At 58.1% G+C, this 21677-nt stretch carries 24 protein-coding genes; 11 read left to right on the top strand and 13 right to left on the bottom strand.

Annotated elements, in window-relative coordinates:
• Window positions 1-44 precede the first annotated feature (44 nt).
• From AACY50_RS15385 to AACY50_RS15375, 3 genes are read right to left on the bottom strand one after another with little or no spacing between them, the layout of a single operon-like run.
• Window positions 45-1343, bottom strand: a complete 1299-nt coding sequence (locus tag AACY50_RS15385; protein ID WP_339538804.1) for a c-type cytochrome — start codon at window positions 1341-1343, stop codon at window positions 45-47.
• 12 nt (window positions 1344-1355) lie between these two features.
• Window positions 1356-3140, bottom strand: a complete 1785-nt coding sequence (locus AACY50_RS15380) for a GMC family oxidoreductase (protein WP_339432395.1) — start codon at window positions 3138-3140, stop codon at window positions 1356-1358.
• Window positions 3141-3142: 2 nt separating this feature from the next.
• A complete protein-coding gene (locus AACY50_RS15375) occupies window positions 3143-3880 on the bottom strand; it encodes a gluconate 2-dehydrogenase subunit 3 family protein (RefSeq protein WP_339494994.1) in 738 nt (245 codons plus the stop codon).
• 291 nt (window positions 3881-4171) lie between these two features.
• On the opposite strand from AACY50_RS15375, the gene AACY50_RS15370 reads away from it, so the two are divergent.
• Window positions 4172-4816, top strand: coding sequence for a phosphatase domain-containing protein (locus AACY50_RS15370; RefSeq protein ID WP_339538803.1), 645 nt, complete (start codon window positions 4172-4174; stop codon window positions 4814-4816).
• Window positions 4817-4825: 9 nt separating this feature from the next.
• Here AACY50_RS15370 and AACY50_RS15365 read toward each other — a convergent pair whose 3' ends face one another.
• The 3 genes from AACY50_RS15365 to prlC all read right to left on the bottom strand — a co-directional run bounded on the left by AACY50_RS15365 (window position 4826) and on the right by prlC (window position 9332).
• The gene (locus AACY50_RS15365) at window positions 4826-6856 is read right to left on the bottom strand and encodes a M3 family metallopeptidase (protein ID WP_339538802.1); all 2031 of its coding nucleotides are present in this window, start codon (window positions 6854-6856) and stop codon (window positions 4826-4828) included.
• A gap of 110 nt (window positions 6857-6966) precedes the next feature.
• Window positions 6967-7257, bottom strand: a complete 291-nt coding sequence (locus tag AACY50_RS15360) for a YheV family putative zinc ribbon protein (RefSeq protein WP_339432399.1) — start codon at window positions 7255-7257, stop codon at window positions 6967-6969.
• Window positions 7254-9332: an oligopeptidase A gene (prlC, locus tag AACY50_RS15355; protein WP_339538801.1), complete on the bottom strand. Its 2079-nt coding sequence runs from the start codon at window positions 9330-9332 to the stop codon at window positions 7254-7256. The genes AACY50_RS15360 and prlC overlap by 4 nt, the downstream gene beginning before the upstream one ends.
• 62 nt (window positions 9333-9394) lie before the next feature.
• Between prlC and AACY50_RS15350 the strand changes: the two genes are divergently transcribed.
• Window positions 9395-9940, top strand: coding sequence for a gamma carbonic anhydrase family protein (locus AACY50_RS15350; protein WP_339432401.1), 546 nt, complete (start codon window positions 9395-9397; stop codon window positions 9938-9940).
• Window positions 9941-9968: 28 nt separating this feature from the next.
• Entirely contained in the window at window positions 9969-10622 is a 654-nt protein-coding gene (locus AACY50_RS15345) for an HAD family hydrolase (protein WP_339465434.1), read from the top strand.
• Between the two features lie 86 nt (window positions 10623-10708).
• Here the strand turns inward: AACY50_RS15345 and AACY50_RS15340 are convergent, their stop codons facing one another.
• Entirely contained in the window at window positions 10709-11785 is a 1077-nt protein-coding gene (locus AACY50_RS15340; RefSeq protein ID WP_339538800.1) for an aminopeptidase, read from the bottom strand.
• Between the two features lie 58 nt (window positions 11786-11843).
• Between AACY50_RS15340 and AACY50_RS15335 the strand changes: the two genes are divergently transcribed.
• On the top strand, window positions 11844-12266 hold the full coding sequence (locus AACY50_RS15335) for a PA0061/PA0062 family lipoprotein (protein WP_339432404.1): 423 nt from the start codon (window positions 11844-11846) through the stop codon (window positions 12264-12266).
• A 40-nt stretch (window positions 12267-12306) separates the two neighbouring features.
• Window positions 12307-12726, top strand: coding sequence for a PA0061/PA0062 family lipoprotein (locus AACY50_RS15330; RefSeq protein WP_339432405.1), 420 nt, complete (start codon window positions 12307-12309; stop codon window positions 12724-12726).
• A gap of 6 nt (window positions 12727-12732) precedes the next feature.
• Here AACY50_RS15330 and AACY50_RS15325 read toward each other — a convergent pair whose 3' ends face one another.
• Together AACY50_RS15325 and AACY50_RS15320 are read right to left on the bottom strand one after the other, a co-directional pair.
• Complete coding sequence (locus AACY50_RS15325; RefSeq protein ID WP_339432406.1) at window positions 12733-12972, bottom strand: DUF1161 domain-containing protein; 240 nt, start codon at window positions 12970-12972, stop codon at window positions 12733-12735.
• A 244-nt stretch (window positions 12973-13216) separates the two neighbouring features.
• Window positions 13217-13648, bottom strand: coding sequence for an OsmC family protein (locus AACY50_RS15320; protein WP_221732310.1), 432 nt, complete (start codon window positions 13646-13648; stop codon window positions 13217-13219).
• A 238-nt stretch (window positions 13649-13886) separates the two neighbouring features.
• Between AACY50_RS15320 and AACY50_RS15315 the strand changes: the two genes are divergently transcribed.
• Both AACY50_RS15315 and AACY50_RS15310 read left to right on the top strand, forming a co-directional pair.
• Window positions 13887-14888 (top strand): LLM class flavin-dependent oxidoreductase, encoded by a 1002-nt coding sequence (locus tag AACY50_RS15315; protein WP_339465436.1) that lies wholly within the window; start codon window positions 13887-13889, stop codon window positions 14886-14888.
• Between the two features lie 97 nt (window positions 14889-14985).
• The gene (locus tag AACY50_RS15310; RefSeq protein ID WP_339465437.1) at window positions 14986-15639 is read left to right on the top strand and encodes a hypothetical protein; all 654 of its coding nucleotides are present in this window, start codon (window positions 14986-14988) and stop codon (window positions 15637-15639) included.
• A gap of 1 nt (window position 15640) precedes the next feature.
• On the opposite strand, the gene AACY50_RS15305 is transcribed toward AACY50_RS15310, so the two are convergent.
• The 3 genes from AACY50_RS15305 to AACY50_RS15295 all read right to left on the bottom strand — a co-directional run bounded on the left by AACY50_RS15305 (window position 15641) and on the right by AACY50_RS15295 (window position 17556).
• On the bottom strand, window positions 15641-16837 hold the full coding sequence (locus tag AACY50_RS15305) for a DNA cytosine methyltransferase (protein WP_339465438.1): 1197 nt from the start codon (window positions 16835-16837) through the stop codon (window positions 15641-15643).
• A gap of 150 nt (window positions 16838-16987) precedes the next feature.
• A complete protein-coding gene (locus tag AACY50_RS15300; RefSeq protein WP_339432408.1) occupies window positions 16988-17212 on the bottom strand; it encodes a DUF1161 domain-containing protein in 225 nt (74 codons plus the stop codon).
• A gap of 128 nt (window positions 17213-17340) precedes the next feature.
• Window positions 17341-17556, bottom strand: a complete 216-nt coding sequence (locus tag AACY50_RS15295) for a dodecin (RefSeq protein ID WP_339432409.1) — start codon at window positions 17554-17556, stop codon at window positions 17341-17343.
• A 156-nt stretch (window positions 17557-17712) separates the two neighbouring features.
• Between AACY50_RS15295 and AACY50_RS15290 the strand changes: the two genes are divergently transcribed.
• Window positions 17713-18039 (top strand): DUF883 family protein, encoded by a 327-nt coding sequence (locus AACY50_RS15290; RefSeq protein ID WP_339432410.1) that lies wholly within the window; start codon window positions 17713-17715, stop codon window positions 18037-18039.
• Here the strand turns inward: AACY50_RS15290 and AACY50_RS15285 are convergent.
• Window positions 18012-18929 carry a LysR family transcriptional regulator gene (locus tag AACY50_RS15285; RefSeq protein WP_339432411.1) on the bottom strand — a complete coding sequence of 306 codons (918 nt, stop codon included), beginning with the start codon at window positions 18927-18929 and terminating at the stop codon, window positions 18012-18014. The two genes, AACY50_RS15290 and AACY50_RS15285, sit on opposite strands and share 28 nt — an antisense overlap.
• Window positions 18930-19036: 107 nt before the next feature.
• On the opposite strand from AACY50_RS15285, the gene trpB reads away from it, so the two are divergent.
• The 3 genes from trpB to AACY50_RS15270 all read left to right on the top strand — a co-directional run bounded on the left by trpB (window position 19037) and on the right by AACY50_RS15270 (window position 21658).
• Window positions 19037-20269, top strand: a complete 1233-nt coding sequence (trpB, locus tag AACY50_RS15280) for a tryptophan synthase subunit beta (protein ID WP_339432412.1) — start codon at window positions 19037-19039, stop codon at window positions 20267-20269.
• The gene (trpA, locus tag AACY50_RS15275) at window positions 20269-21081 is read left to right on the top strand and encodes a tryptophan synthase subunit alpha (protein WP_339538799.1); all 813 of its coding nucleotides are present in this window, start codon (window positions 20269-20271) and stop codon (window positions 21079-21081) included. Before trpB ends, trpA begins: the two co-directional genes overlap by 1 nt.
• Before the next feature lie 121 nt (window positions 21082-21202).
• Window positions 21203-21658, top strand: a complete 456-nt coding sequence (locus AACY50_RS15270) for an anti-virulence regulator CigR family protein (protein WP_339432414.1) — start codon at window positions 21203-21205, stop codon at window positions 21656-21658.
• The last annotated feature ends 19 nt before the right edge of the window (window positions 21659-21677 follow it).

The raw sequence follows: 21677 nt of genomic DNA, 5'->3' as shown, positions 1-21677 counted from the left end.
CACAGCAAAAACACCCATGCCATGTCAGCGGTATTCAAGCCTCGTTACTGCGCAGTAACTTGCCCCAGGTCATCCCCGGAAGTGGTCTGCGTATCGTTCTTGCGCAGGCTCGCGACATCGGCAGCGTTCACCGGCGCGCCCTTGTTGCCCCAACTGCCGCGAATGAAGCTCACCACATCCGCCACTTCCTGATCCGACAACCGCCAGGCGAAGCCGGGCATGGTGAAGGTCGAAGGCGCGGTGTGCGTTGCCGGCAATGTCCCGCCCTTGAGCACGATGTGGATCAATGAGGTTGGATCTTCCGATTGCAGCACCGGATTACCTGCCAGCGCCGGGAATACCCGCGTATAGCCGTGGCCGTCGGTGCGGTGGCATGCCGCGCAGTTGTCGATGTAAACCGACGCGCCGCGCTGGCTGTCGTCACCGTTCCATAGGGCCTTGGCGGCTTTTTCATCGTACGAGTGCGGTTGATCGTTCGGATCAGTCGCTGGCAACGACTTCAGGTAGCGAGCAATTGCAGTCAGGTCGGCGTCGGTCATGTATTGCATGCTGTGGGTGACCACATCGCTCATGCCGCCGAACACTGCGCTGCGGTCACTGCGGCCGGTCTTGAGGAACTGCACCAGTTGCTCTTCGCTCCAACTGCCGAGGCCGTCCTTGTGATCGCCGCGCAGGCTCTTGGCGATCCAGCCTTCCAGTGGCGCGCTGCCGGCCAGGAACGTGCTGCCATCGGCCGCGCTCAGGGATTTTTCCTGCAGGGTCAGGGCACGCGGCGTGTGGCAGGCGCCGCAATGGCCCAGGCCTTCCACCAGGTACGCCCCACGGCTGATCACCGGATCATCCGATGTCGCTTTATAGCCCTCGACCTTCGGCGCAAACATCCAGCGCCAGCCCATCAGCGGCCAGCGCATGCTCAACGGCCATGGAATGTCGCTGGCCTTGTTCTGTTGCGCCACCGGTTCTACGCCCTGCATGAAATACGCGTATAGCGCTTTCATGTCGGTTTGGCTGACACGGGCGTAGGACGGATACGGCATCGCCGGGTACAACGTACTACCGTTTTTAGCGACACCATGACGTACGGCCTGATCAAAGTCCTCGAAGCTGTAATCACCGATGCCGGTTTTATCCGGAGTGATGTTGGTCGAATAGATCGTGCCGATCGGGGTTTCCATCGGCAGGCCACCAGCGAACGCCTTACCGTTTTTTGCAGTGTGGCAAGCCACACAGTCGCCGGCACGGGCGAGGTATTCGCCCATTTTGATCAAGGATTGATCAACTTCGGCGGCCTGCAAAGAGGCGCTGCTGAGCAGGGCCAAGGTCGCGATAACAAGATTTTTCATGGTCATCGCTCCTTACGCCTGAACCAGCGGGCCGGGGTTTTTCAGGTATTGCTCGCGGATCGCTTTTGCCGACCAGTAGGTCAACGCAGCCACCAGCCCGGTCGGGTTGTAACCCAGGCCCTGCGGGAACGCTGAAGCGCCCGGCACGAAGACGTTATGCACGTCCCAGCTCTGCAAGTAGCGGTTCAGCGCGCTGGTCTTCGGATCGGTGCCCATGATCGCGCCACCGTTGAGGTGCGTGGTCTGGTAGGCCGCGGTGTTGAAGTGATCGCCAACGTTCTTGCCAATCACCGCAATGGCTTTCGGGCCCATCGCCTCGGCGACTTTGCCCATTTTCTCGACCATGAAGCGGTTCATTTTGATGTCGTTTTCCTGCCAGTCGAACGTCATCCGCAGCAGGGGCAAGCCGTAGGCATCGCGGTACACCGGGTCGAGATCGAGGTAGTTGCCTCTGTAGGATTGATGCGCGCCGTGAGCGTCCATCGACACCTGGTGGGTGTAGTAATCGGCGGTCGCGCGTTTCCAGGCACTGCCCCAGGCCGGAGTGCCCGGTGGGTTGGAGGTGCCGGCAATCGGTCGGCTGCCCGCCTGGTTGACCCACATTGGCGAACCGCCGACGAAGCCGTGCGGGCCGTGGTCGAAGTTGTCGGCGTTGAAGTCATCCAGCGCCACGCCGTTACCGCCGGCGCCGATGAAGTTGTTGGTGTGGGTGTCCTTGTCGAAGAACGCCTTGATGGTCGCCATGTTCTGGTAGGCGAAGTTACGCCCCACCACACCTTCGCCGCTGATGGGGTCGTAAGGTTTGCCAATCCCGGAAAGCAGCATCAGACGCACGTTGTGCAATTGGAAAGCGCCGAGGATCACCAGGTCCGCCGGTTGCTCGATCTCGCGGCCCTGGCTGTCGACGTAAGTGACGCCGGTGGCTTTGGTTTTGCTGCTGTCGAGGTTGATCCGCAGCACATGGGCATTGGGTCGCAATTCGAAATTCGGCAGCGGCTTGAGCGCCGGCAGAATGTTCACGTTCGGCGAGGCCTTGGAATACATGTAGCAAACGTAACCGCTGCAGAACCCGCAGAAATTGCACGGGCCCATCTGCGCGCCGTAGGGATTGGTGTACGGGCCCGAGGTGTTGGCCGAAGGCAGGTTGTAGGGTTTGTAACCGACCTCCGTGGCCGCTTTGCCGAACAGCTGTGCGGACACGGTGTTTTTCTGTGCCTGCAGCGGGAACGGGTTGGAGCGATCCGGTGCGTAAGGGTTGCCCCCCTTGCCCTGACCGACCAATTGACCTTTCACGGTCCAGGCCTGGCCCGACGTGCCGAAAACCTTTTCGGCGAAATCGAAGAACGGCTCCAGTTCTTCATAGCTGACGCCGAAGTCCTGGATGGTCATGTCTTTGGGGATGAAGCTTTTGCCGTAACGCTCTTCGTAATGGCTGCGCATGCGCAACTCGATCGGGTCGACACGAAAGTGCACACCCGACCAGTGCAGCCCGGCGCCGCCGACGCCATTGCCCGGGAGGAACGCGCCCAACTGGCGGTTGGGCAAGGCAATGTCGTTGACGCTATGGCGAATGGTCACGGTCTCTTTGGAAATGTCCTGGAAGAGTTTTTTCCGCACGCTGTAGGTCAGTTCGTCAATCACCTGTGGATAGTTGCCGTCGGGGTAGGTGTCCTGCATCGGCCCGCGCTCCAGCGCCAGCACGTTGAGCCCGGCCTCGGTCAGCTCTTTGGCCATGATCGCGCCCGTCCAGCCGAAACCGACGATCACGGCGTCGACCTTCTTCATTACCGTTGCCATGCTCACGCCCTCTCGCCGCGAATCGAAACTGCCGGAAAGGGGTATTGCTCGTTGCGTTCCACCCAATCCATGAAATCGGCGCGGGCGCCGGGGAAGCCGATCATGGTCCAGCCGACCATGCCTTTATTGCCGCCGTGGATCGGGTCGCAGAAGAATCCTTCCTTGGTGTTTTGCAGCAGCAGGTTGAAGAAAATCTTCGCGGGGACGGTATCGAATTGCGGTTTTCCGGCTTCGAGTTGTTTGAGTAAATCGTCTCGGGTAGCGCTGTCTTGGTCAGCAAATACTTTACCGTTGATGGATTTTGCCCACTGATCCGTGGCGGCGATGCCGAGGCGATAGATCTCTTTTGGCACGAGTTTGCTCTGCCAGCCCATCTCCGGCGCCGCGTCGGCGTTGAAGGGGCCTTGCATGTACCAAAGGGCGCCAGCGGCATACGGGGTGTTCATCTGACGATCGATGTATTGCGGCACGCCAGCTTCCAGCGCTCCCGGGCCTTGATCGTCGTTGGGGATCAGTTGCGCCACGGCGGCATGGATGAAGGCCCATTCTTGGGCGGTGAAATAGCTTGGCTGATAATCGTCGGCGTCAGCGCGAACCGGTTGCATTGCGGGCGCAGGTTCAGGCGCGGCTTGCAGCACGCTGCTGCCCAGACCGGTACCGGCCAGGGTGACGACGGGAATCAGGGTCAGGGATTTGCGCAAAAACTCACGCCGCGGGTTGTCTCGATCTTCATCAGACATGGGGGGGGCACCTCATCAGGCATTAAGGGTGGTCAGCCGTTTCTGCGAACGGCTTGAGGATTTTTCGTCGCGACGTGGCCGGGATGATCCGGAGAGCTGCAACATGATGTGACAAATGGTAGCAGCCTAAGCATTGAGATGAATCGTTTCAGTCGAAAAAAGCCGAAATGGCTGACCCGCTTTTCAGCGGATTGATGCCGATTCACATTTCTTTGACAGACGGCTCACGGGGCTTTGACCGGCAAACCTTGAAGCTTCAATTCTTCAAAAACCCGACACGGTCTACCCAGCATGTCTCGAGTGCGTTTTTCCCCCGCTTTGTGTTTGTCGCTTGTCGCCATGCTGCATCTGATCCCGGCCCAGGCGGCTGATACCGTGCCTTCCCGTCCCGAGGAGTGGGCGCAGCCGGTCGAGGTGCAATACAACCTGTTCCAGATGTCGCCGACCCTCTATCGCAGTGCATTGCCCGATAGCGGCGCGGTGCCGCTGTTGAAAAATCTCAAAGTGGCAACGGTGATCAACTTCTTGCCGGAGGCCGACAGTCGCTGGCTGTCCGAGCCAGGCATCAATCAAGTGCAGTTGTCCTATCGCACCAATCACGTTGATGACAGCGATGTGCTCAAGACTTTGCGCGCTATCCAGAGCGCCGAAGCCAAGGGCCCGGTGTTGATGCATTGCAAACACGGTTCTGACCGCACCGGCCTGATGGCAGCGATGTACCGCGTGGTGGTGCAAGGCTGGAGCAAAGAGGATGCCTTGAACGAGATGACCCAAGGTGGTTTCGGCGAAAGCGGCCATTTCAAGGATGGCATTCGCTACATGATGCAGGCCGATGTCGACAAGCTGCGCACTGCGCTGGCCAATGGTGATTGCAGCACCAGCGCGTTCGCCACCTGCTCGATGAAGAGCTGGTTTCAGACCGTCAATCTCAAGTGACCAGAGAATTCATTGAGGTGCGGCCGCAAAAAATTGCGTGTTGACCGGCTCGCCGAGAAACGCCTGCGCCGCGCTCAGCAACGAGCGCGAGTCGCCGGGGGAAAAGAACGCCTCGCGAAAATCCCGACCCGTTTGTGCGTCGAACACCCAGTCTCGCTGAAACCGCTTGAACACTTCGGTTGCCAGCACGCCAGACCATTTGTAGGCATAGACTGACGCCTCGTAACCGGTCACCAAATAGTCAAAGCCATAGGCGAAGCGGTGATACCCCGACATTCCTAGATGAGGCATTTCGCGTTGTACATCCTCGAACACTTGTTCGATGCTTCGGCCATCGCCATGAGAGCGGTGCAACTCCAGATCAAACAGCGCCGTCATCAGTAACAGCGCGGTTGTCCGGCTGGTGTGGGCGCCAATGGCGGCCAGCGCGGTGTTGACCCGCGCTTCTGTCAGGCGTTCGCCGCTCTGGTAATGCGCCGCCAGCCACACCAGAAACTCGGGTGACAGGCACCAGTGTTCAAACAACTGCCCGGCAAATTCGGCGGTATCACGCGCCAGTTGGGAAATCCCCGACAAGTTGCGATGGGGCGAGCGCGTCAGCACATGCTGCAGGCAATGGCCGAATTCGTGGAACAGCACCCGCAGGTTTTCATGGGAGAGCAGGCACGGGTGCTCGTCGGTGGCAGGGCTGAAATTGCAGTAGAGGCAAGCAATCGGCAGTGACGGCCGTCCCTCGGCATTGATTCGACGGGTGCGCAAGACGGAGGTGAAGGCGAAGTCGGCCGCGTCTTCGCGGTGATAGGGGTCAACATAGATATGCCCGATCACCTGCCCATGTTCACTGACCTCCAGTAGCCGTACGCTTTGATGCCAGTGGCTGGCGGTCGTCTGTTCGACGATGCTGATCCCGAACATGCGCTCGCTGAACAGACAAAGTCGGCGCAACGTGCCCTCCAGCGGGAAGTACTCACGCAAGCCTTTCAACGCACCGTTCAACTGCTGGAGGCGTAACTGCTCGGCGAGGAAGTCTTCATCCCACGCCTGGATATCCACAATCCCTTGGGTGTGCGCAAACGCTTTCAGGGCTTGGGCATCGCGCAGCAGGGCCGGCGTATTCAACGCCAGTTGCTGGCGCAAAAAAGCTTCAACCTGTGCAGCAGAGGTGGCCATGCGGTTTTCGAGACGCATCTGGACGAAATTCTCGAAGCCCAACAATTGGGCTTTCTCGTGACGCAATGCGATCAGCACCTTGAGTACCGGATCGTTATCGAGTTTTTTCGCCTGTGGGCCTAGATCCGACGCCCGGTTGATCCAGGCTGTGAAATAGGCCTCACGCAGCGCCCGGTTTTGCGCATGGGTCATGATTTGCCGGTAGGTGTTTTGCTCCAGCGTCAGCCGCCAGCCCTCGTGTCCTGCCTCTTTGGCGTTGAGCGCCAGGCGCGCCTTCACTGCCGCAGACAAGCCTTCGAGCTGAGTGACATCGTCTATGCGTTGGCTCCACGCGGCGTTGGCCAGCTCCAGATGACTTCGAAAACGTTGCTCCGTTAGCCGGATCTCGCCATTCAAGCGGGCAAGTTTGCGCTGTTGTGCGAGCGGCAGTTCGATACCGGACAACCGGAATTTGCGCAGAATTTTCGCCAGAGACGCTTTGCGTTGATCGTCGAAACCGGTGGCGACCGAACTCTTCGCCAGCCGTTGATAACTGCGGTACAGCGCCAGGTCAGCGGTCTTGTCGGCTCTGTACTGAGCGGCAACGACGCTGCACAACGCGCTTTCCCTGAGCCAGTCGATATCGTTGGATTTGACCGTCGAAAGCGTGTCGATAACGGCCATGGCCTCAACCAGACGTGCATCGGTTTCGTCGATGGCCACGACCAGATCGTCCCAGCCCGGATGCTCAGCCTGGCTGGTGATCACCCTGGCAATGACCTGGCGGTTATCGGTCACGATCGCGTTGATGGCTGGCAGCAGATGTTCGGCGCGTATCGCCGACCACGGAGGCAGGGTCCAGTGTTGTAAAAGAGGGTTGGTGTGGAGCATGGCGTCTTCCTTGAGCGATGGCTGAAAGTGCCAGCCTAAGCAGGAAGCGCGGCAGAAGGGTGGTACATAGTTACCACCTTCCACCGCAATCGGTGGAAGGTGGCACTGACTCAGTGTTGTTCGTCGGGTTTTTTCTTCAATTTTGGATTCGGGAAGAACTGCACCGCCTGGACGTTCTTGTCTGCTGGCGGTTTGAGCGCGCTGGTATTGACCCGCGTGCCCAGTTCTTTGGGCACCGACAGCCCTTGCTCGTTGAGCGTGTCGGCGTAACCGCAGGCCACGCATTCGCGGTGTGGCACGCTGTCCTCGTTCCACATCATCAACTTGTCCGGCTCGCTGCACGCCGGGCAAACCGCCCCGGCGATAAAGCGCTTCTTGGTAATCACAGGCCCCTCACTCATGCTGCCGCGTCCTCACTCAGGCCGCTGTGGCGCAAGAGTGCGTCAATCGACGGCTCGCGACCACGGAAGTCGACGAACAGCACCATCGGCGCCTGCGAACCGCCACGCGCCAGAATCGCTTCGCGGAAAGCGCGGCCGGTTTCAGCGTTGAGCACGCCGTCTTCTTCGAATTTGGAGAAAGCATCCGCCGACAGCACTTCGGCCCACTTGTAGCTGTAGTAACCCGCCGCGTAACCGCCGGCAAAGATGTGCGCGAAGCTGTTGGGGAAGCGGTTGTAGGCCGGTGGACGCATCACCGACACCTCGTCGCGTACGCCTTCGAGCACCTGCGCGGCGCTGCGCCCGTCACCGTGGGTGGCGTGCAGTTCGAAGTCGAAAAGCGAGAACTCCAACTGACGCACCATCATCAGGCCAGACTGGAAATTCTTCGCCGCGAGCATTTTTTCCAGCAGATCCTGGGGCAGCGGCTCGCCGGTTTCGTAGTGACCGGAAATCAGCGCCAGGCCTTCCGGCTCCCAGCACCAGTTTTCCATGAACTGGCTTGGCAGCTCGACGGCGTCCCACGCCACGCCGTTGATCCCGGACACGCCGGCATGTTCGACGCGGGTCAGCAGGTGATGCAGGCCATGACCGAATTCGTGGAACAGGGTGGTGACTTCATCGTGGGTCAACAGCGCAGGTTTGCCGCTGTCGGCCGGGGTGAAGTTGCACACCAGATTGGCCACTGGGCTTTGCAGCACGCCGTCGACAGTGCGACGACGATCACGAGCGCCGTCCATCCAGGCACCGCCGCGCTTGTTGGCACGGGCATAGAGGTCGAAGAAGAAGCGGCCGACGTGCTGGCCGTTTTCCTTGATTTCGAACAGGCGCACGTCCGGGTGCCAGGTGTCGAAGCCTTTGAGCTCGGCAATCTCGATGCCGTACAGGCGTTGAACGATGGCGAACAGGCCGCTCAGCACCTTGTCGATCGGGAAGTACGCGCGCAGGGTTTCCTGGGCGACGCTGTAGCGTTGTTCACGAAGTTTTTCGCCGTAGAAACCGCTGTCCCAGCTTTGCAGATCGGCGCAGCCCTGTTCGGCGGCGTAGGCACGCAATTGTTGCAGATCCTGCGCGGCAAACGGTTTGCTGCGCTTGGCCAGGTCGCGCAGGAAGCTCAGCACCTGATCGCTGGACTCGGCCATTTTCGTCGCCAGACTCAACTCGGAGAAACTGGCGAAGCCCAACAGTTGGGCCAGTTCCTGACGCAGATCCAGAATCTCTTCCATCACCGGGCCGTTGTCGTTCTGGCCAGCATTGGGGCCTTGATCCGAGGCGCGGGTGCAGTAGGCGGCGTAGACTTCTTCGCGCAGCGCGCGGTCCTGGGCATAGGTCATCACCGCGTAGTAGCTCGGGAATTCCAGGGTGATCAGCCAGCCGTCCAGACCTTTAGCCTGTGCGGCGGCAGCCATTTGCGCCTTGGCCGAATCGGTCAGGCCGGCGAGGGCGGCTTCGTCGGTGACGTGCTTGGTCCAGGCCTGAGTGGCGTCGAGCAGTTGGTTGGAGAAGCGGCTGCCCAGCTCGGACAGTTTGCTCTGCACTTCGGCGTAGCGCTTCTGTTCGGCTTCCGGAAGGTCGATACCCGACAGACGGAAATCGCGCAGGGCGTGTTCCAGAATGGTTTTTTGCGCCACGTCGAAACCGGCAGCTTGCGGGCTGTTGGCCAGGGCTTCATAGGCCTGGAACAATTCGCGGTTCTGGCCCATCTCGGTGGAGTAGGCGCTCAGGGCTGGCAGGCACGACTCGTAGGCATCACGCAGTTCGGCACTGTTGCACACGGCGTTGAGGTGGCTGACCGGGCTCCATGCCGCACCGAGGCGGTCATTGAGTTCGTCCATCGCCAGTACCAGGCCGGCCCATGTCGGGTTCTGGCCTTGGGTCTTGAGGATGTCGGCGATGGCGGCGCGGTTGTCGGCCAGGATGGTTTCAATGGCCGGCAGGACGTGTTCGGCACGGATCGTGGAGAACGGCGGCAGGTCGTAGGACTGCAGAAGAGGGTTGTTCACGCTCACGGTTGGCACCTTGGCTGGAAGAAACATGCGCCCATCTTAATTACAATCGACACTCACCGCAGCTATCGGCGACAGAGAGAGAACTAATCGTGTCCCTTCGCAAATACCAGAATCACACCCCGCAGTTGAGCAAAGGCGCATTTGTCGACGGCTCGGCGGTGGTGATCGGCGACGTCGAAATCGGCGAAGACAGCTCCGTCTGGCCGCTGACGGTTATTCGTGGCGACATGCACCGCATCCGCATCGGTGCGCGCACCAGCGTGCAGGACGGTTGCGTGTTGCACATTACCCACGCCGGCCCGTTCAACCCGGACGGCTTCGCGCTGCTGATTGGCGACGACGTGACCATTGCCCACAAAGTCATGCTCCACGGCTGCACGGTTGGCAGCCGCGTGTTGATCGGCATGGGCAGCATTGTCATGGACGGCGCGGTGGTCGAGGACGATGTGATCATCGGCGCTGGCAGCCTGGTGCCGCCGGGCAAACGTCTGGAAAGCGGCTTTCTGTATGTGGGCAGTCCGGTGAAACAGGTCCGTGCGCTGACCGATAAGGAAAACGCCTTCTTCACCTACAGCGCGGCGAATTACGTGAAGCTCAAGGATCTGCACCTGGCTGAAGGCTACGACCAGCTCTGAATCGACTTACACCTGCTCAGGATTTCTCATGCATTACCAGACCGTACTGTTCGACCTCGATGGCACCCTGACCGACCCGCGAGAGGGCATCACTCGTTCCATTCAGTTCGCCTTGAGCAAACTCGGCATCGACGAGCCGGACCTGACAAAGCTTGAGCATTTCATCGGCCCGCCGCTGTTGCAGGCGTTCATGCAGTTCTACGATTTCGACGAGGCCAAGGCCTGGGAGGCGGTGAATTTCTACCGCGAGCGTTTCAAGGTGACGGGACTGTACGAGAACCGCGTGTTCGACGGTGTCACGCCGTTGCTGGAAACCCTGAGTGGCCAAGGGCGGCAGCTGTATATCGCGACGTCCAAGCCATGGGTGTACGCCCGCGAGATCGCCCGGCACTTCGACTTTGCCCGACACTTCAAGGTGATCTACGGCAGCGAGCTGGATGGCACGCGGACCAACAAGGTCGAGTTGATTGCCCACCTGATTGCCGAGCAAGGGCTGAATCCGGCGGATACGCTGATGATCGGCGATCGTAAACATGACCTGATCGGTGCACGCAGCAATGGCCTGGATGGGGCGGCGGTGGGCTATGGGTTTGGCAGTTTTGAAGAGTTGAACGCTGAAGCGCCGGCTTATCACTTTGAAACGCTGGAGGAGTTGCATCAGGCGTTTTTGCAGAACCGATGAAATTGCGCTCCCACAGGGCCTGTATGTCGTGTGCAAGTCCAGTGTGGGAGCCGGCTTGCTCGCGAACAGGCCCGTTCAGTCAGCCATCATGAATCTGCCAGCGTTTTCAACGCTGCCTTACGCTCGAGCACCGGCAAATTCCCCAGCCTCTCCACCGCTGAATAAAACCTCACCCAATCACCTCCCACCTGCCTGAACAGCGCAGCAAACGCCGGCACCCACTGGTCGTACAGTCCAAACGGCAACAGCCGCGCATTGTTCAGCGGCGCATTGACCCACGCGTCATAGCGCTTGTCCCCGGCCCACTGACTATCCCGCATCACCCGGTAATCCCGGCGAAACTGTTCGAACTGCGCCGCTTTGCGCTCACGCATCTGCTCGGCCGGCAATGACTGGGCGTAGAGCTTTTCCAGACGTGAACGGGTATCGAGCACCAGTGCAATGAACTGGTCACGTTGTTTGAGTTTTGAGTCGTTGTCCGCTGGCAATCCACGAAACGCCCGCCATTGCCGGGTGCCTTCCTGCTCGACGAAGGTGGCGAAGGACTCGTTGAACTCGGTGTCGTCCTTCACATAGAAGCGCTGATGGGCCAACTCATGAAAAATCAGTGTGGCCAACCGCTCGTCGCCCCAACCCATCATCGAATTGAGGATCGGGTCGTTGAACCAGCCCAGCGTGGAGTACGCCTCGACGCCGCCGATCGACACGTCCATGCCCTGCAGGCGTTGGATCGCGGCTTCGCCCCGGGCCGTGCTCTGGCTGTAGTAGCCGCGATAGGCCACGCATCCGGCAATCGGGAAACAGTGGTTTTGCGGGGTCAGCGAAAACTCTTGGGTGGCGAACACATTCCACACCACAAACGGCCTTCCAATGTCGGCGTACAGGCGATAGCTCTGGTTATCCGGAAGGTGCAAGTGCTGGCTGGCGAAGGTGCGGGCCTTTTGTGACTGCGCCAAGTGTGCGCGTAACTTTGCGTCGCGGCTTGGGTCGGCAATCACCTCGGCCACCGGCTCGCGGGCCCGCAGCAATTGCCATTGACCGTTGGCCAACTGGCCGTAGTAGCTGACGCTGGCGCAACCGTTGAGCAACAAAAGCATCACACCCGGAAACAAAATCCGAAAAACGCGATCAAGTAACCGATGGCTTGGAAGCGGCCTGATCAAAATAAGAAACCCCTGGAAAGTCTGCCCGCAAGACTATCCCGCCCATTGGAGCTGCGCTATGCGTATGTTGATGCTGACAGGAGGCCTGCTGACGCTGGCCGGATGTGCCGGATTTGGAGTGCCTGATCCTGACCCCTCGCAGGCCTGGATCGATCTGAATGCCCGGCAGCAGGACACGGCACTGCAAGCACTGCAAGTCGACCGCAAGGCTGCCATCGACAAACGCTATTTCGAGGTGCAGCCCGGCAGTCATGAGCTGACGGTGCGTTATCAGTTTCCGGTGGAAGCCACCAATATTGGTCCCGACGCCGAGCCGCTCTGGCGCGATTGCCAGTTGAACGTGAAATTCAATGATTTCAACGCCGGCCAGCGATATCAATTGCAGGCCGGCAGTATCGGTTTCCGACCTTGGGCCAAGCTCTATGACGAACAGCGCAAGGTCGTGGGACAGGGCACTCCGGCTGGATGTCAGAAGACCTGATCGGCGCTATGCTCAATCTCCCATCCAAAGGACATTGATCATGCGCAGGTTGACGTTGTTGCTTGCTGCAAGTGTGGTTGCCGGTTGCCAGAGCCCGATGCCAGCGGCTGACCCCGGCAAGGCCTGGGTCGACTTCGCCATGCCCACCCCTGGCGGCAAAGTGCTGATGGCGGAACGGCTGGACAAACAGAGAATGCCGGACGGACGGTTTTTCCAGGTCACGCCGGGCAGTCACGAGTTGACGGTTCGCTTTGATTTCGAGGTGTTCGGCGGTGGCATGAGCATGAACACCGATCCGCAGGAGCGGCTGTGTTACCTGACCGTGCGTTACGATCATTTCGAGGCCGGGCAACGTTATCGTCTTGAAGCCAGGTCACTGGCCTTTACGCCGAGCGCCCGGTTGATCAATCGCCAAGGTCAGATCGTTGCCGAAGAACGGCAGGTCAACTGCGTGCCGTGATCGACCTCAATTGTCGTTTTTCTGATAGATGATCGCTTTGGTGCCGTTTTCGCATGTCCCTACGACCATGGCGATTTCGTGCTTTTCAGCCTCTTCCTTGCTGACGATTTCCAGCGTGTAGGAGGGCACGGCATTCGCCTGGATTTTGATTTCGATCTCGTTCTTCAATTCTTCACAGTCTTTGGGGGCGGCAAGAACCGAGGTGGCCAGTGCACTGCAAAAAATCGCCAAGCCAATACGTTTCATGAGAGAAGCTCCTTGAGGCAGCGCGCACGGGTGTGCGCTGAAGCTGCTGTCATTTATTCGACCATACTTTTACTCGGCGAGTTCTGACTTCGCTCACAGGTCTTGTTTATCGCTTCAGGCTTCGTGGGGATTTTCAGGTCGCTTTCGCAAGCAAGCCCGCTCCCACAACAGATCTTGTGAAACACCAAAGATCCTTTGTGGGCGCGGGCTTGCTCGCGAAGACGTCGGCCCAGCCAACGCCTGCTTAAGCGACCAGCGATGCCTCAAGGGTAATCTTCGCATTGAGTACCTTGGACACCGGGCACCCTTCCTTGGCCTTGTTGCTCAGTTCTTCAAACTGCGCCTGACTGGCTCCCGGGATCTTCGCCTTGAGAATCAGCTTCACCGCCGTGATCGCAAAACCGCCATCGACCTGGTCGAGGGTGACTTCAGCGTCGGTGTCGATGCTGTCGGCCTTCAGGCCTGCATCGCCGAGAATCATCGAGAACGCCATGGAGAAACAACCGGCATGTGCGGCGCCGATCAGTTCTTCCGGGTTGGTGCCCTTACCGCCTTCGAAACGGGCCTTGAAACCGTAGGGTGCTTCTCTGAGGACGCCGGTTTCAGTAGAAATCGAGCCGATACCGGTTTTCAGATCACCTGCCCAATGTGCGGATGCTTTCTTAACGATAGCCATGCTGCCTCCTCAAGATCAGACGCGGAACGCCGCGCCGTTGTGAATTTTGCTTGCAAGGGTTCTGAGGATAGACGTCGGGACAAAGTTCAGCTCGTCTGAATCGTTGACTTTTTTAGTAGGATTTTTCGTTCTGCTATTGAAACTCGGGTATATGCCCTCATTGCACAAAACACGCTTATGATTCGGCAGGTTTTCGTTTGCAAGAAAAACCTGCCTCCTCACTCGGAGACGCAGGTTTATGAAGCAACTGTCCGACGTAAAATTTTCCACCCTCGACCTGGTGCCAGTGCGCGAGAACGGCAGCCCGGCGCAATCGCTGCGCAACTCGCTGAACCTAGCGCAGCATGTCGAGAAACTCGGCTATACGCGGTTCTGGGTGGCTGAACATCACAACATGGACGGCATCGCCAGTTCCGCTACCTCGGTGCTGCTCGGTTATCTGGCCGGGGGTACGTCAACCATCCGCGTCGGCTCCGGCGGCGTCATGCTGCCCAACCATGCGCCACTGGTGATTGCCGAGCAGTTCGGCACGCTGGAAAGCCTGTATCCGGGGCGGATCGACTTGGGACTGGGCCGCGCGCCCGGCTCCGATCAAATGACCGCCCGTGCCCTGCGCCGCGAGCGTTCCGGCAGTGCCGATGATTTCCCGGAAGACGTCGCCGAACTGGCGCGCTTCCTCGGCCCGCGCACCCCGGAGCAACGAGTCATCGCGATGCCCGGCACCGGCACCCATGTGCCGATCTGGCTCCTTGGTTCCAGCCTGTTCAGTGCACAACTGGCCGGCGAGCGCGGTTTGCCCTACGCCTTCGCCTCACATTTCGCACCGCGCTTGATGCATGAGGCGATCCGCGTCTACCGCAATCACTTCAAACCGTCGGCAGTGCTCGACAAACCGTATGTGATGCTCGGTGTGCCGCTGGTTGCAGCAGATACCGATGAGCAGGCGGATTACCTGGCGACTTCGGTGTACCAGCGCATTCTCGCGTTGATGCGTGGACAAAGCCTGGTGCAACGCCCTCCCGTGAAAACCATGGACGGCCTGTGGCGGCCTCACGAGCGTGAAGCGGTCGGCGATTTCCTCGGTCTGGCGATGGTCGGCAGCCCGCAGAAAATCCGCGCCAAACTGGAAATGCTGGTTGAACAGACCCAGGCCGATGAGCTGATTTTCACCTGCGATCTGTATGAACATGCTGATCGCCTGCATTCCTATGAGTTGCTGGCGCAGGTGATGAATAACTAGATTGCCCTATTATTCATTAAACGTAACAACCTTCTAAAAAAGTAGAGAGTCTGGAATAATGATGGCGAATTGAAATCAATGTTCGGTAGAGGGAAAGATGAGCGGAAATTTTCAGGATGATGCGCGTGAGAAGCAAATGTGCGAGCTTTTCAACCTTCGCAAAGATGAAACGGAAGGACGATCAGGTATTGACGCCTTCTTAGATCTGGAATCCGGTTCGATCCCTTTCGAATTGAAGACTACATCAAAGGGCTCGGTCACAACGGTTCGTGACTTCGGTCTTGATCATATTAAAAAATGGAAGGGTAAGCACTGGCTGATTGGCTTCTTTCATGCGGGAAATAATTATTATGTTTATGGCTCTCCGTGTGCAATGGCGCCTTGGATTGCGTCTAAAGAAACTTATATTGCGCCAGATATAGCGTTGGCAGCAATTGCTGCGTCGAAGTTAAGTCTAAGTGATGTGTTCGATGCATTGGGTCGGAAAGATGTTTATAGCATCGAAGACGCAAAAGCCCTACAGAAGAAGCAGTATAGTGCTGCTCGCTATTTAGAATTGATGGATAGGAGTTTTGGTTATAGTCCAGAACGAATGCTTGAAATTCTTAAAGAAAGAACTATTTATCTAATGACTAGAGGGAGTACGCTTAATAACCCACACATCCCTCTTAGCTATTTCGAGGGATGGGTGCGGATTGAGAAAAACCACGCTAATGAATTACGGGCGTTGGTTTTAGAGTATATGGGTTAACTTATTCGTTAAGATTGATTGCTTCAAGCAGTTTTTTCGCGACTTGATAGGCAACAGGTGGGGCAACCGAATTTCCGATTTGCCCCAATACTTGATATACAGCGCCGGCGAATTTCCAGTCCTCTGGGAAGCCTTGTAATATCGCTACATCCTGTACAGATAGCCTAAAATGATCTTCCTTTGCTGGAAATATTGAAGCAGAAACTCTGTCACTCTGTACGCCATTTGGCCAGATTTCCATATCCCCCCAAGTTTTTTGACCTGCAGAGCTGTTTAGAATTGAAGTGGTGTTTCTTTTTCCTGTAAATGCACTTCGGATTGTAGGTGCGAGGTCATCATATCCGATGTCAGATAATCCGAGGGCCATGCGAACCCCCATCGTTTTTGGCAGTATGTTGTCGAATAGAGGAGTCGCATTTTTTTGAGATTTAAATAGGGCGCTTGCATCATGCGTTGGCGTTGGTGATTTAAATTTTTGCAGATCCTTCGCATATTTGAAGCCAACAAAAAAAACCCTGCGGCGAATTTGAGGAACACCATAATCAGCAGCATTCATTTCGAATTTTACAATGTGGTAATCTGGAAGCTTGTCAAGAATTTGGACTTTTACGAAGCTTTCAAATTTAGGGTTCAGTATTCCTAGTACGTTTTCTGCCACAAAAGCACGTGGGCTGATCGAGTTAACCGCTCTTATGAACTCTCCCCACATGTTCCGTTCATCGTCCATTCCCTTTTGCTCACCGGCGATAGAAAATGGTTGGCAAGGTGGACCGCCATGAATTATGTCGACTTGGCCGTTGTAGGAATCCCACTCAACTTTCGTCACATCTCCATCTTGTTGTCCGCCGAAAACATTCCAGTTCGATCTATTTTTCTGGAGTGTTTCTTTGCATATTGGAATGAGCTCATATGAGGCTACGTGTTCGTAACCTGCTCTATCGAAACCAAGGTCAAGTCCTCCGCCACCAGAGAACAGACTTAGGCAGCGTAAGCCGTTGCGTTCAAGTTGAGGCATGAGATTACACGGATTCAACCTAGGGGAATTAATATCATGGCATGATTTAATTAAGCCGAGTTCCGCGGAGGATTTAGCTAATCGCGAATCCTGAGAGGTTTGGCGATAAACAGCGCGCTGCTCATCTGTTAGCACGTATTCCTTCTTGGAGGAGTTTTTATAGACTGATGAACTTGTTTCCATAATAGAAATCCCCCGAGGAGCCAAAACTGGCGGCTATACTATCAGGGAGATTTGGAAATGTCAGCTGCTTTCTGATGATATGTGACGTAAGCGATTGTAGATTTATAAAAAGCCGACGCATGAGCGTCGGCTTTTGCATTTCAGGCGCGATCAACCGCGCTTGTAGACGATTTCCTTGGTGCCGCCTTCACAACTGCCGACCACCTTGCCGTCAGTCGCTGCACCCTTATCGACGATCTCCAGCGAATACCCGGCAACCCCCTTGGCATCCAGCTTCGCCGCAATCTCGCTCTTGAGCTCGTCACAAGGCTTGCCAGCAGCAAACGCGCCACCCGCAAGGCTCAACAAACCTACTGCCAATATGAACTTCTTCATCGGTCGCACTCCCTGGTCGGATTAATAGAGGCGGGCATCGGAGCATTGGCCCGATGCGCTCACCCTGTAGCGCTTTGCCATTCCTATGGCACTCGGCCAGCGCGCAAGTTCAGAAGTGTAGACCCAACTCAGCTACTGGCGATCCGGAAGCCGACTTTGAGCGTCACTTGAAAGTGCGCGGCCTTGCCGTCCTTGATGTGACCACGGGTGTCGATCACTTCGAACCATTCCAGATGCTTGATGCTTTTGTTGGCTTCGGCCAGCGCGTTGTTGATGGCGTCCTCGATGCTGTTGGTGGAAGAACCGACCAGCTCGACTTTCTTGTACGTGTGATGGTCACTCATGACGATCTCCTAGGCGTGTGGATTTGAGACTAGCAGTGAATTGCACTGTTGATTTCGGTGGCTACACGCAAGCGAAGTTCAGATTTTCTGCACTTTCTCAAACCGCTGAAGTCCCAATCAACACACGCCACTCATCACCAATGCAGGAGAGCCACCATGGCCAACACCTCTTTACGTAAAGCCTCGTTGCAAAGCATGGAAGCCGAGATCGAGAGTCTGCTCAAATCGTTGGAAAGCCTCAAAGACGACGCTTCGGACGAGTCGCGCAAGACCCTCAAGGCGCTCAAAAGCAACGCCGAGAGTGCGCTGAAACACTCGCGCCACCTGCTCAGCGATGCCTATGAAGAAGTCAAAGTGAAAACCCGCGAGACCGGGCTCGCCACCCGTGATTACGCTCAGGAACATCCTTGGACAACGGCCGGTGTGGCGGTCGGTGCACTGGGCCTGCTCGCGGCCTACTTGCTGTTCAAGCGCGGCGAATGATCCGGCTGGCGCAGCTCGTTCTTGAGCCATTGCGCCAGTTGCCGGGCGCGCCCGTCTGCGGCGCGTTTGGGTAGCCACAGCGCCAGTTGCGCCGGGGTTTCACAGAAGCCCCACGGCGCAACCAGGCGACCAGCCTTCAAGTCTTCAGTCACCAGCGGCTCCGGCGCGATTGCCACCCCCAGTCCCGCCACTGCGGCCTCCAGCAAGTAATACAAATGCTCGAAACCTTGCCCGAGCTTCAACGTTTTGGCGTCGAGGCGGTTTTGCTGTGCCCAACTGGGCCAGGCTTGCGGGCGCGATGTGGTGTGCAGCAATGGCTCATCGAGCAAAGCCTCGGCAGATGCCCTTTGCAGGCGTTGATAGCCGCTGAATAGTGGGCTCATCACCGGGCCGATGCGCTCGGCAGCTAATTCATACACCTGCATGTCCGCCGGCCATGGCGGCTCGGCGAACAACAGCAAAGCATCGAGCCCGGGACGTCGAGGGTCAAGATCGCCCTCACCGGCCGACAGATGCAGGCGCAAATCCGGCAGATCGGCATTCAGCCGTCCCAAGCGTGGAATGAACCAACGCGCCAGCAGGCTTCCGGAACAACCGAGCACAAATGGCGCGTCGGCAGTGCTTTGGGTTAATTCGGTGCAAACACTGCGCAACCGATCAAAGGCTTCAGCGCTGGCGTCGCGTAGACGCACGCCTGCATCTGTGAGTTTCAAGCCGCGTCCATCCTTGATGAACAGGCTGAGACCTAGGTGCTCTTCCAGCACCTTGAGCTGACGACTGACCGCGCCATGGGTGACGTGCAGTTGTTCGGCCGCCTGACTGACGCTGTTCAGGCGTGCGGTGGCTTCGAAGGCGCGCAAAGCGTTCAGCGGGGGAAGGTCATGGCTCATGGTATCTGTGAGTTTTCCTGACAGGTTGCGGCGATCTTATCGGTTTTCAGCATAGAAGGTCAGGGGTAGAGTGGTCGTCATTGTCTTTTGACCCCCTGGAGCAAACCATGACCCAGACTTCGCACAACGCCGATCTGCGTAACGGCCCTGACGCCAACGGCCTGTTCGGCTCGTTCGGTGGCCGCTACGTGGCGGAAACCCTGATGCCGTTGATCCTCGATCTGGCCCGCGAGTACGAAGCGGCCAAAGAAGATCCTGCCTTCAAAGAAGAACTGGCCTACTTCCAGCGCGACTACGTCGGACGTCCCAGTCCGTTGTATTTCGCCGAACGTCTGACCGAGTTCTGCGGTGGCGCCAAGATCTACCTCAAGCGCGAAGAGCTGAACCACACTGGCGCGCACAAGATCAACAACTGCATCGGCCAGATCCTGCTGGCGCGGCGCATGGGCAAGAAACGCATCATCGCCGAGACCGGCGCTGGCATGCACGGCGTGGCAACTGCCACCGTGGCTGCGCGCTTCGGTCTGGACTGCGTGATCTACATGGGCACTACCGACATCGAGCGTCAGCAGGCCAACGTGTTCCGCATGAAGTTGCTGGGGGCCGAAGTGATCCCGGTGGTCGCCGGCACCGGCACCCTGAAGGACGCGATGAACGAAGCCCTGCGTGACTGGGTGACCAATGTCGACAGCACTTTCTACCTGATCGGCACCGTGGCCGGGCCGCACCCGTATCCCGCGATGGTTCGCGACTTCCAGGCCGTAATCGGCAAGGAAACTCGCGACCAACTGCAAGCCCAGGAAGGTCGCCTGCCGGACAGCCTGGTGGCCTGCATCGGCGGTGGCTCCAATGCCATGGGCCTGTTTCACCCGTTCCTCGACGACAAAAGCGTTGAAATCATCGGTGTTGAAGCGGCCGGTTACGGCATCGAAACCGGCAAGCATGCGGCCAGCCTCAACGGCGGCGTACCGGGTGTATTGCACGGCAACCGTACCTTCCTGCTGCAGGACGACGACGGCCAGATCATTGACGCGCACTCGATTTCCGCCGGTCTCGACTATCCGGGCATCGGTCCGGAACATGCCTGGTTGCATGACATCGGCCGCGTGCAGTACACCTCGGTGACCGACGATGAAGCCCTCGCTGCGTTCCACAAATGCTGCCGCCTGGAAGGGATCATTCCTGCCCTGGAAAGCGCTCATGCCCTGGCTGAAGTGTTCAAACGCGCACCGAAGCTGCCCAAGGATCACCTGATGGTGGTCAACCTGTCCGGTCGTGGTGACAAAGACATGCAGACCGTGATGCACCATATGGAACAGTCGCAGCAGGAGAAACACTGATGAGCCGCCTGCAAACCCGTTTTGCTGAACTCAAGGAACACAATCGCGCCGCACTGGTGACCTTCGTCACCGCCGGTGACCCGGACTACGACACCTCGCTGGCGATCCTCAAAGGCCTGCCGAAAGCCGGTGCCGATGTGATCGAGTTGGGCATGCCGTTCACCGATCCGATGGCGGACGGCCCGGCCATCCAACTGGCCAACATCCGTGCGCTGGGTGCCAGGCAGAATCTGGCGAAAACCCTGCAAATGGTTCGCGAATTCCGTGAAGGCAACAGCGACACGCCGTTGGTGCTGATGGGCTACTTCAACCCGATCCACAAGTTTGGCGTTGAGCGTTTCATTGCTGAAGCCAAAGACGCGGGCGTCGATGGCCTGATCGTGGTCGACATGCCACCGGAGCACAACGAAGAGCTGTGCGACCCGGCCCAGGCTGCCGGTCTGGACTTCATCCGTCTGACGACTCCGACCACGGATAACGCGCGTCTGCCGAAGGTGCTTAACGGCAGTTCCGGATTTGTTTACTACGTCTCGGTGGCCGGTGTCACCGGTGCCGGTGCAGCGACGCTGGAACACGTCGAAGAGGCGGTCACTCGCCTGCGCCGCCACACGGATCTGCCGATCAGCATCGGTTTTGGCATTCGTACGCCGGAACAAGCGGCGGCCATTGCGCGTCTGGCAGACGGTGTTGTGGTGGGGTCGGCGCTGATCGATCACATTGCTAATGCCACGACGCCCGATCAGGCGATCGACGGCGTGCTGAGCCTGTGCTCGGCGCTGGCCGAAGGCGTGCGTAAGGCCCGGGTCAGTTGAAGGTAAAGTTCCTGATACAGAGGAATTAGCACCTCGCGGCACAGCCTAACCAAGCAAGACCGAGGGATTCAGAACCACGTTCTGAATCCCTTTTTGCTGTTAGTGCAATGAGGAACCCCCCATGAAAATGCCGAAACGTCTGATTGCCAGTCTGGGCGTGCTGATGATCAGCGCGACACCGCTGCTGGCCAGCGCTGATCAGCGCGATGATCACGACCGCGGCGGCCCGCAGCAGGGCCACTACGATAACCGCGGGGACAATCGCGGCAACGATCACCATGGCCCACAGAACAACCACCGAGGTGGCCCGCCGCCGCGCGACTTCGGCCCGGTGCGCCAGACCATTCGCGACAACCACGGCTACTTCGTGCGCGGCGCACCGCCGCCACCGGGCATCCATCTGGTACGAGGCCGGCCGCTGCCCCACGGATATTACGGTGAGCGCCTGGAGGGTCGTGCGTTAGGTCGTTTGCCGGTCTATCCGGGTTACGAATGGCGCCGGGCCGGGCGCGATATCGTGCTGATCGCGGTGGGTACCGGGATCGTGTATGAAATTCTGGATGGGGTTTTGTACTGATTTACAGGCAATAAAAAAG

The sequence above is a fragment of the Pseudomonas sp. RA_15y_Pfl2_54 genome (assembly GCF_963971015.1).
GTDB lineage: Bacteria > Pseudomonadota > Gammaproteobacteria > Pseudomonadales > Pseudomonadaceae > Aquipseudomonas > Aquipseudomonas baetica_A.
Note: the sequence above shows the minus strand (reverse complement) of the source record. Positions and strands in the feature narration are given on the sequence as shown.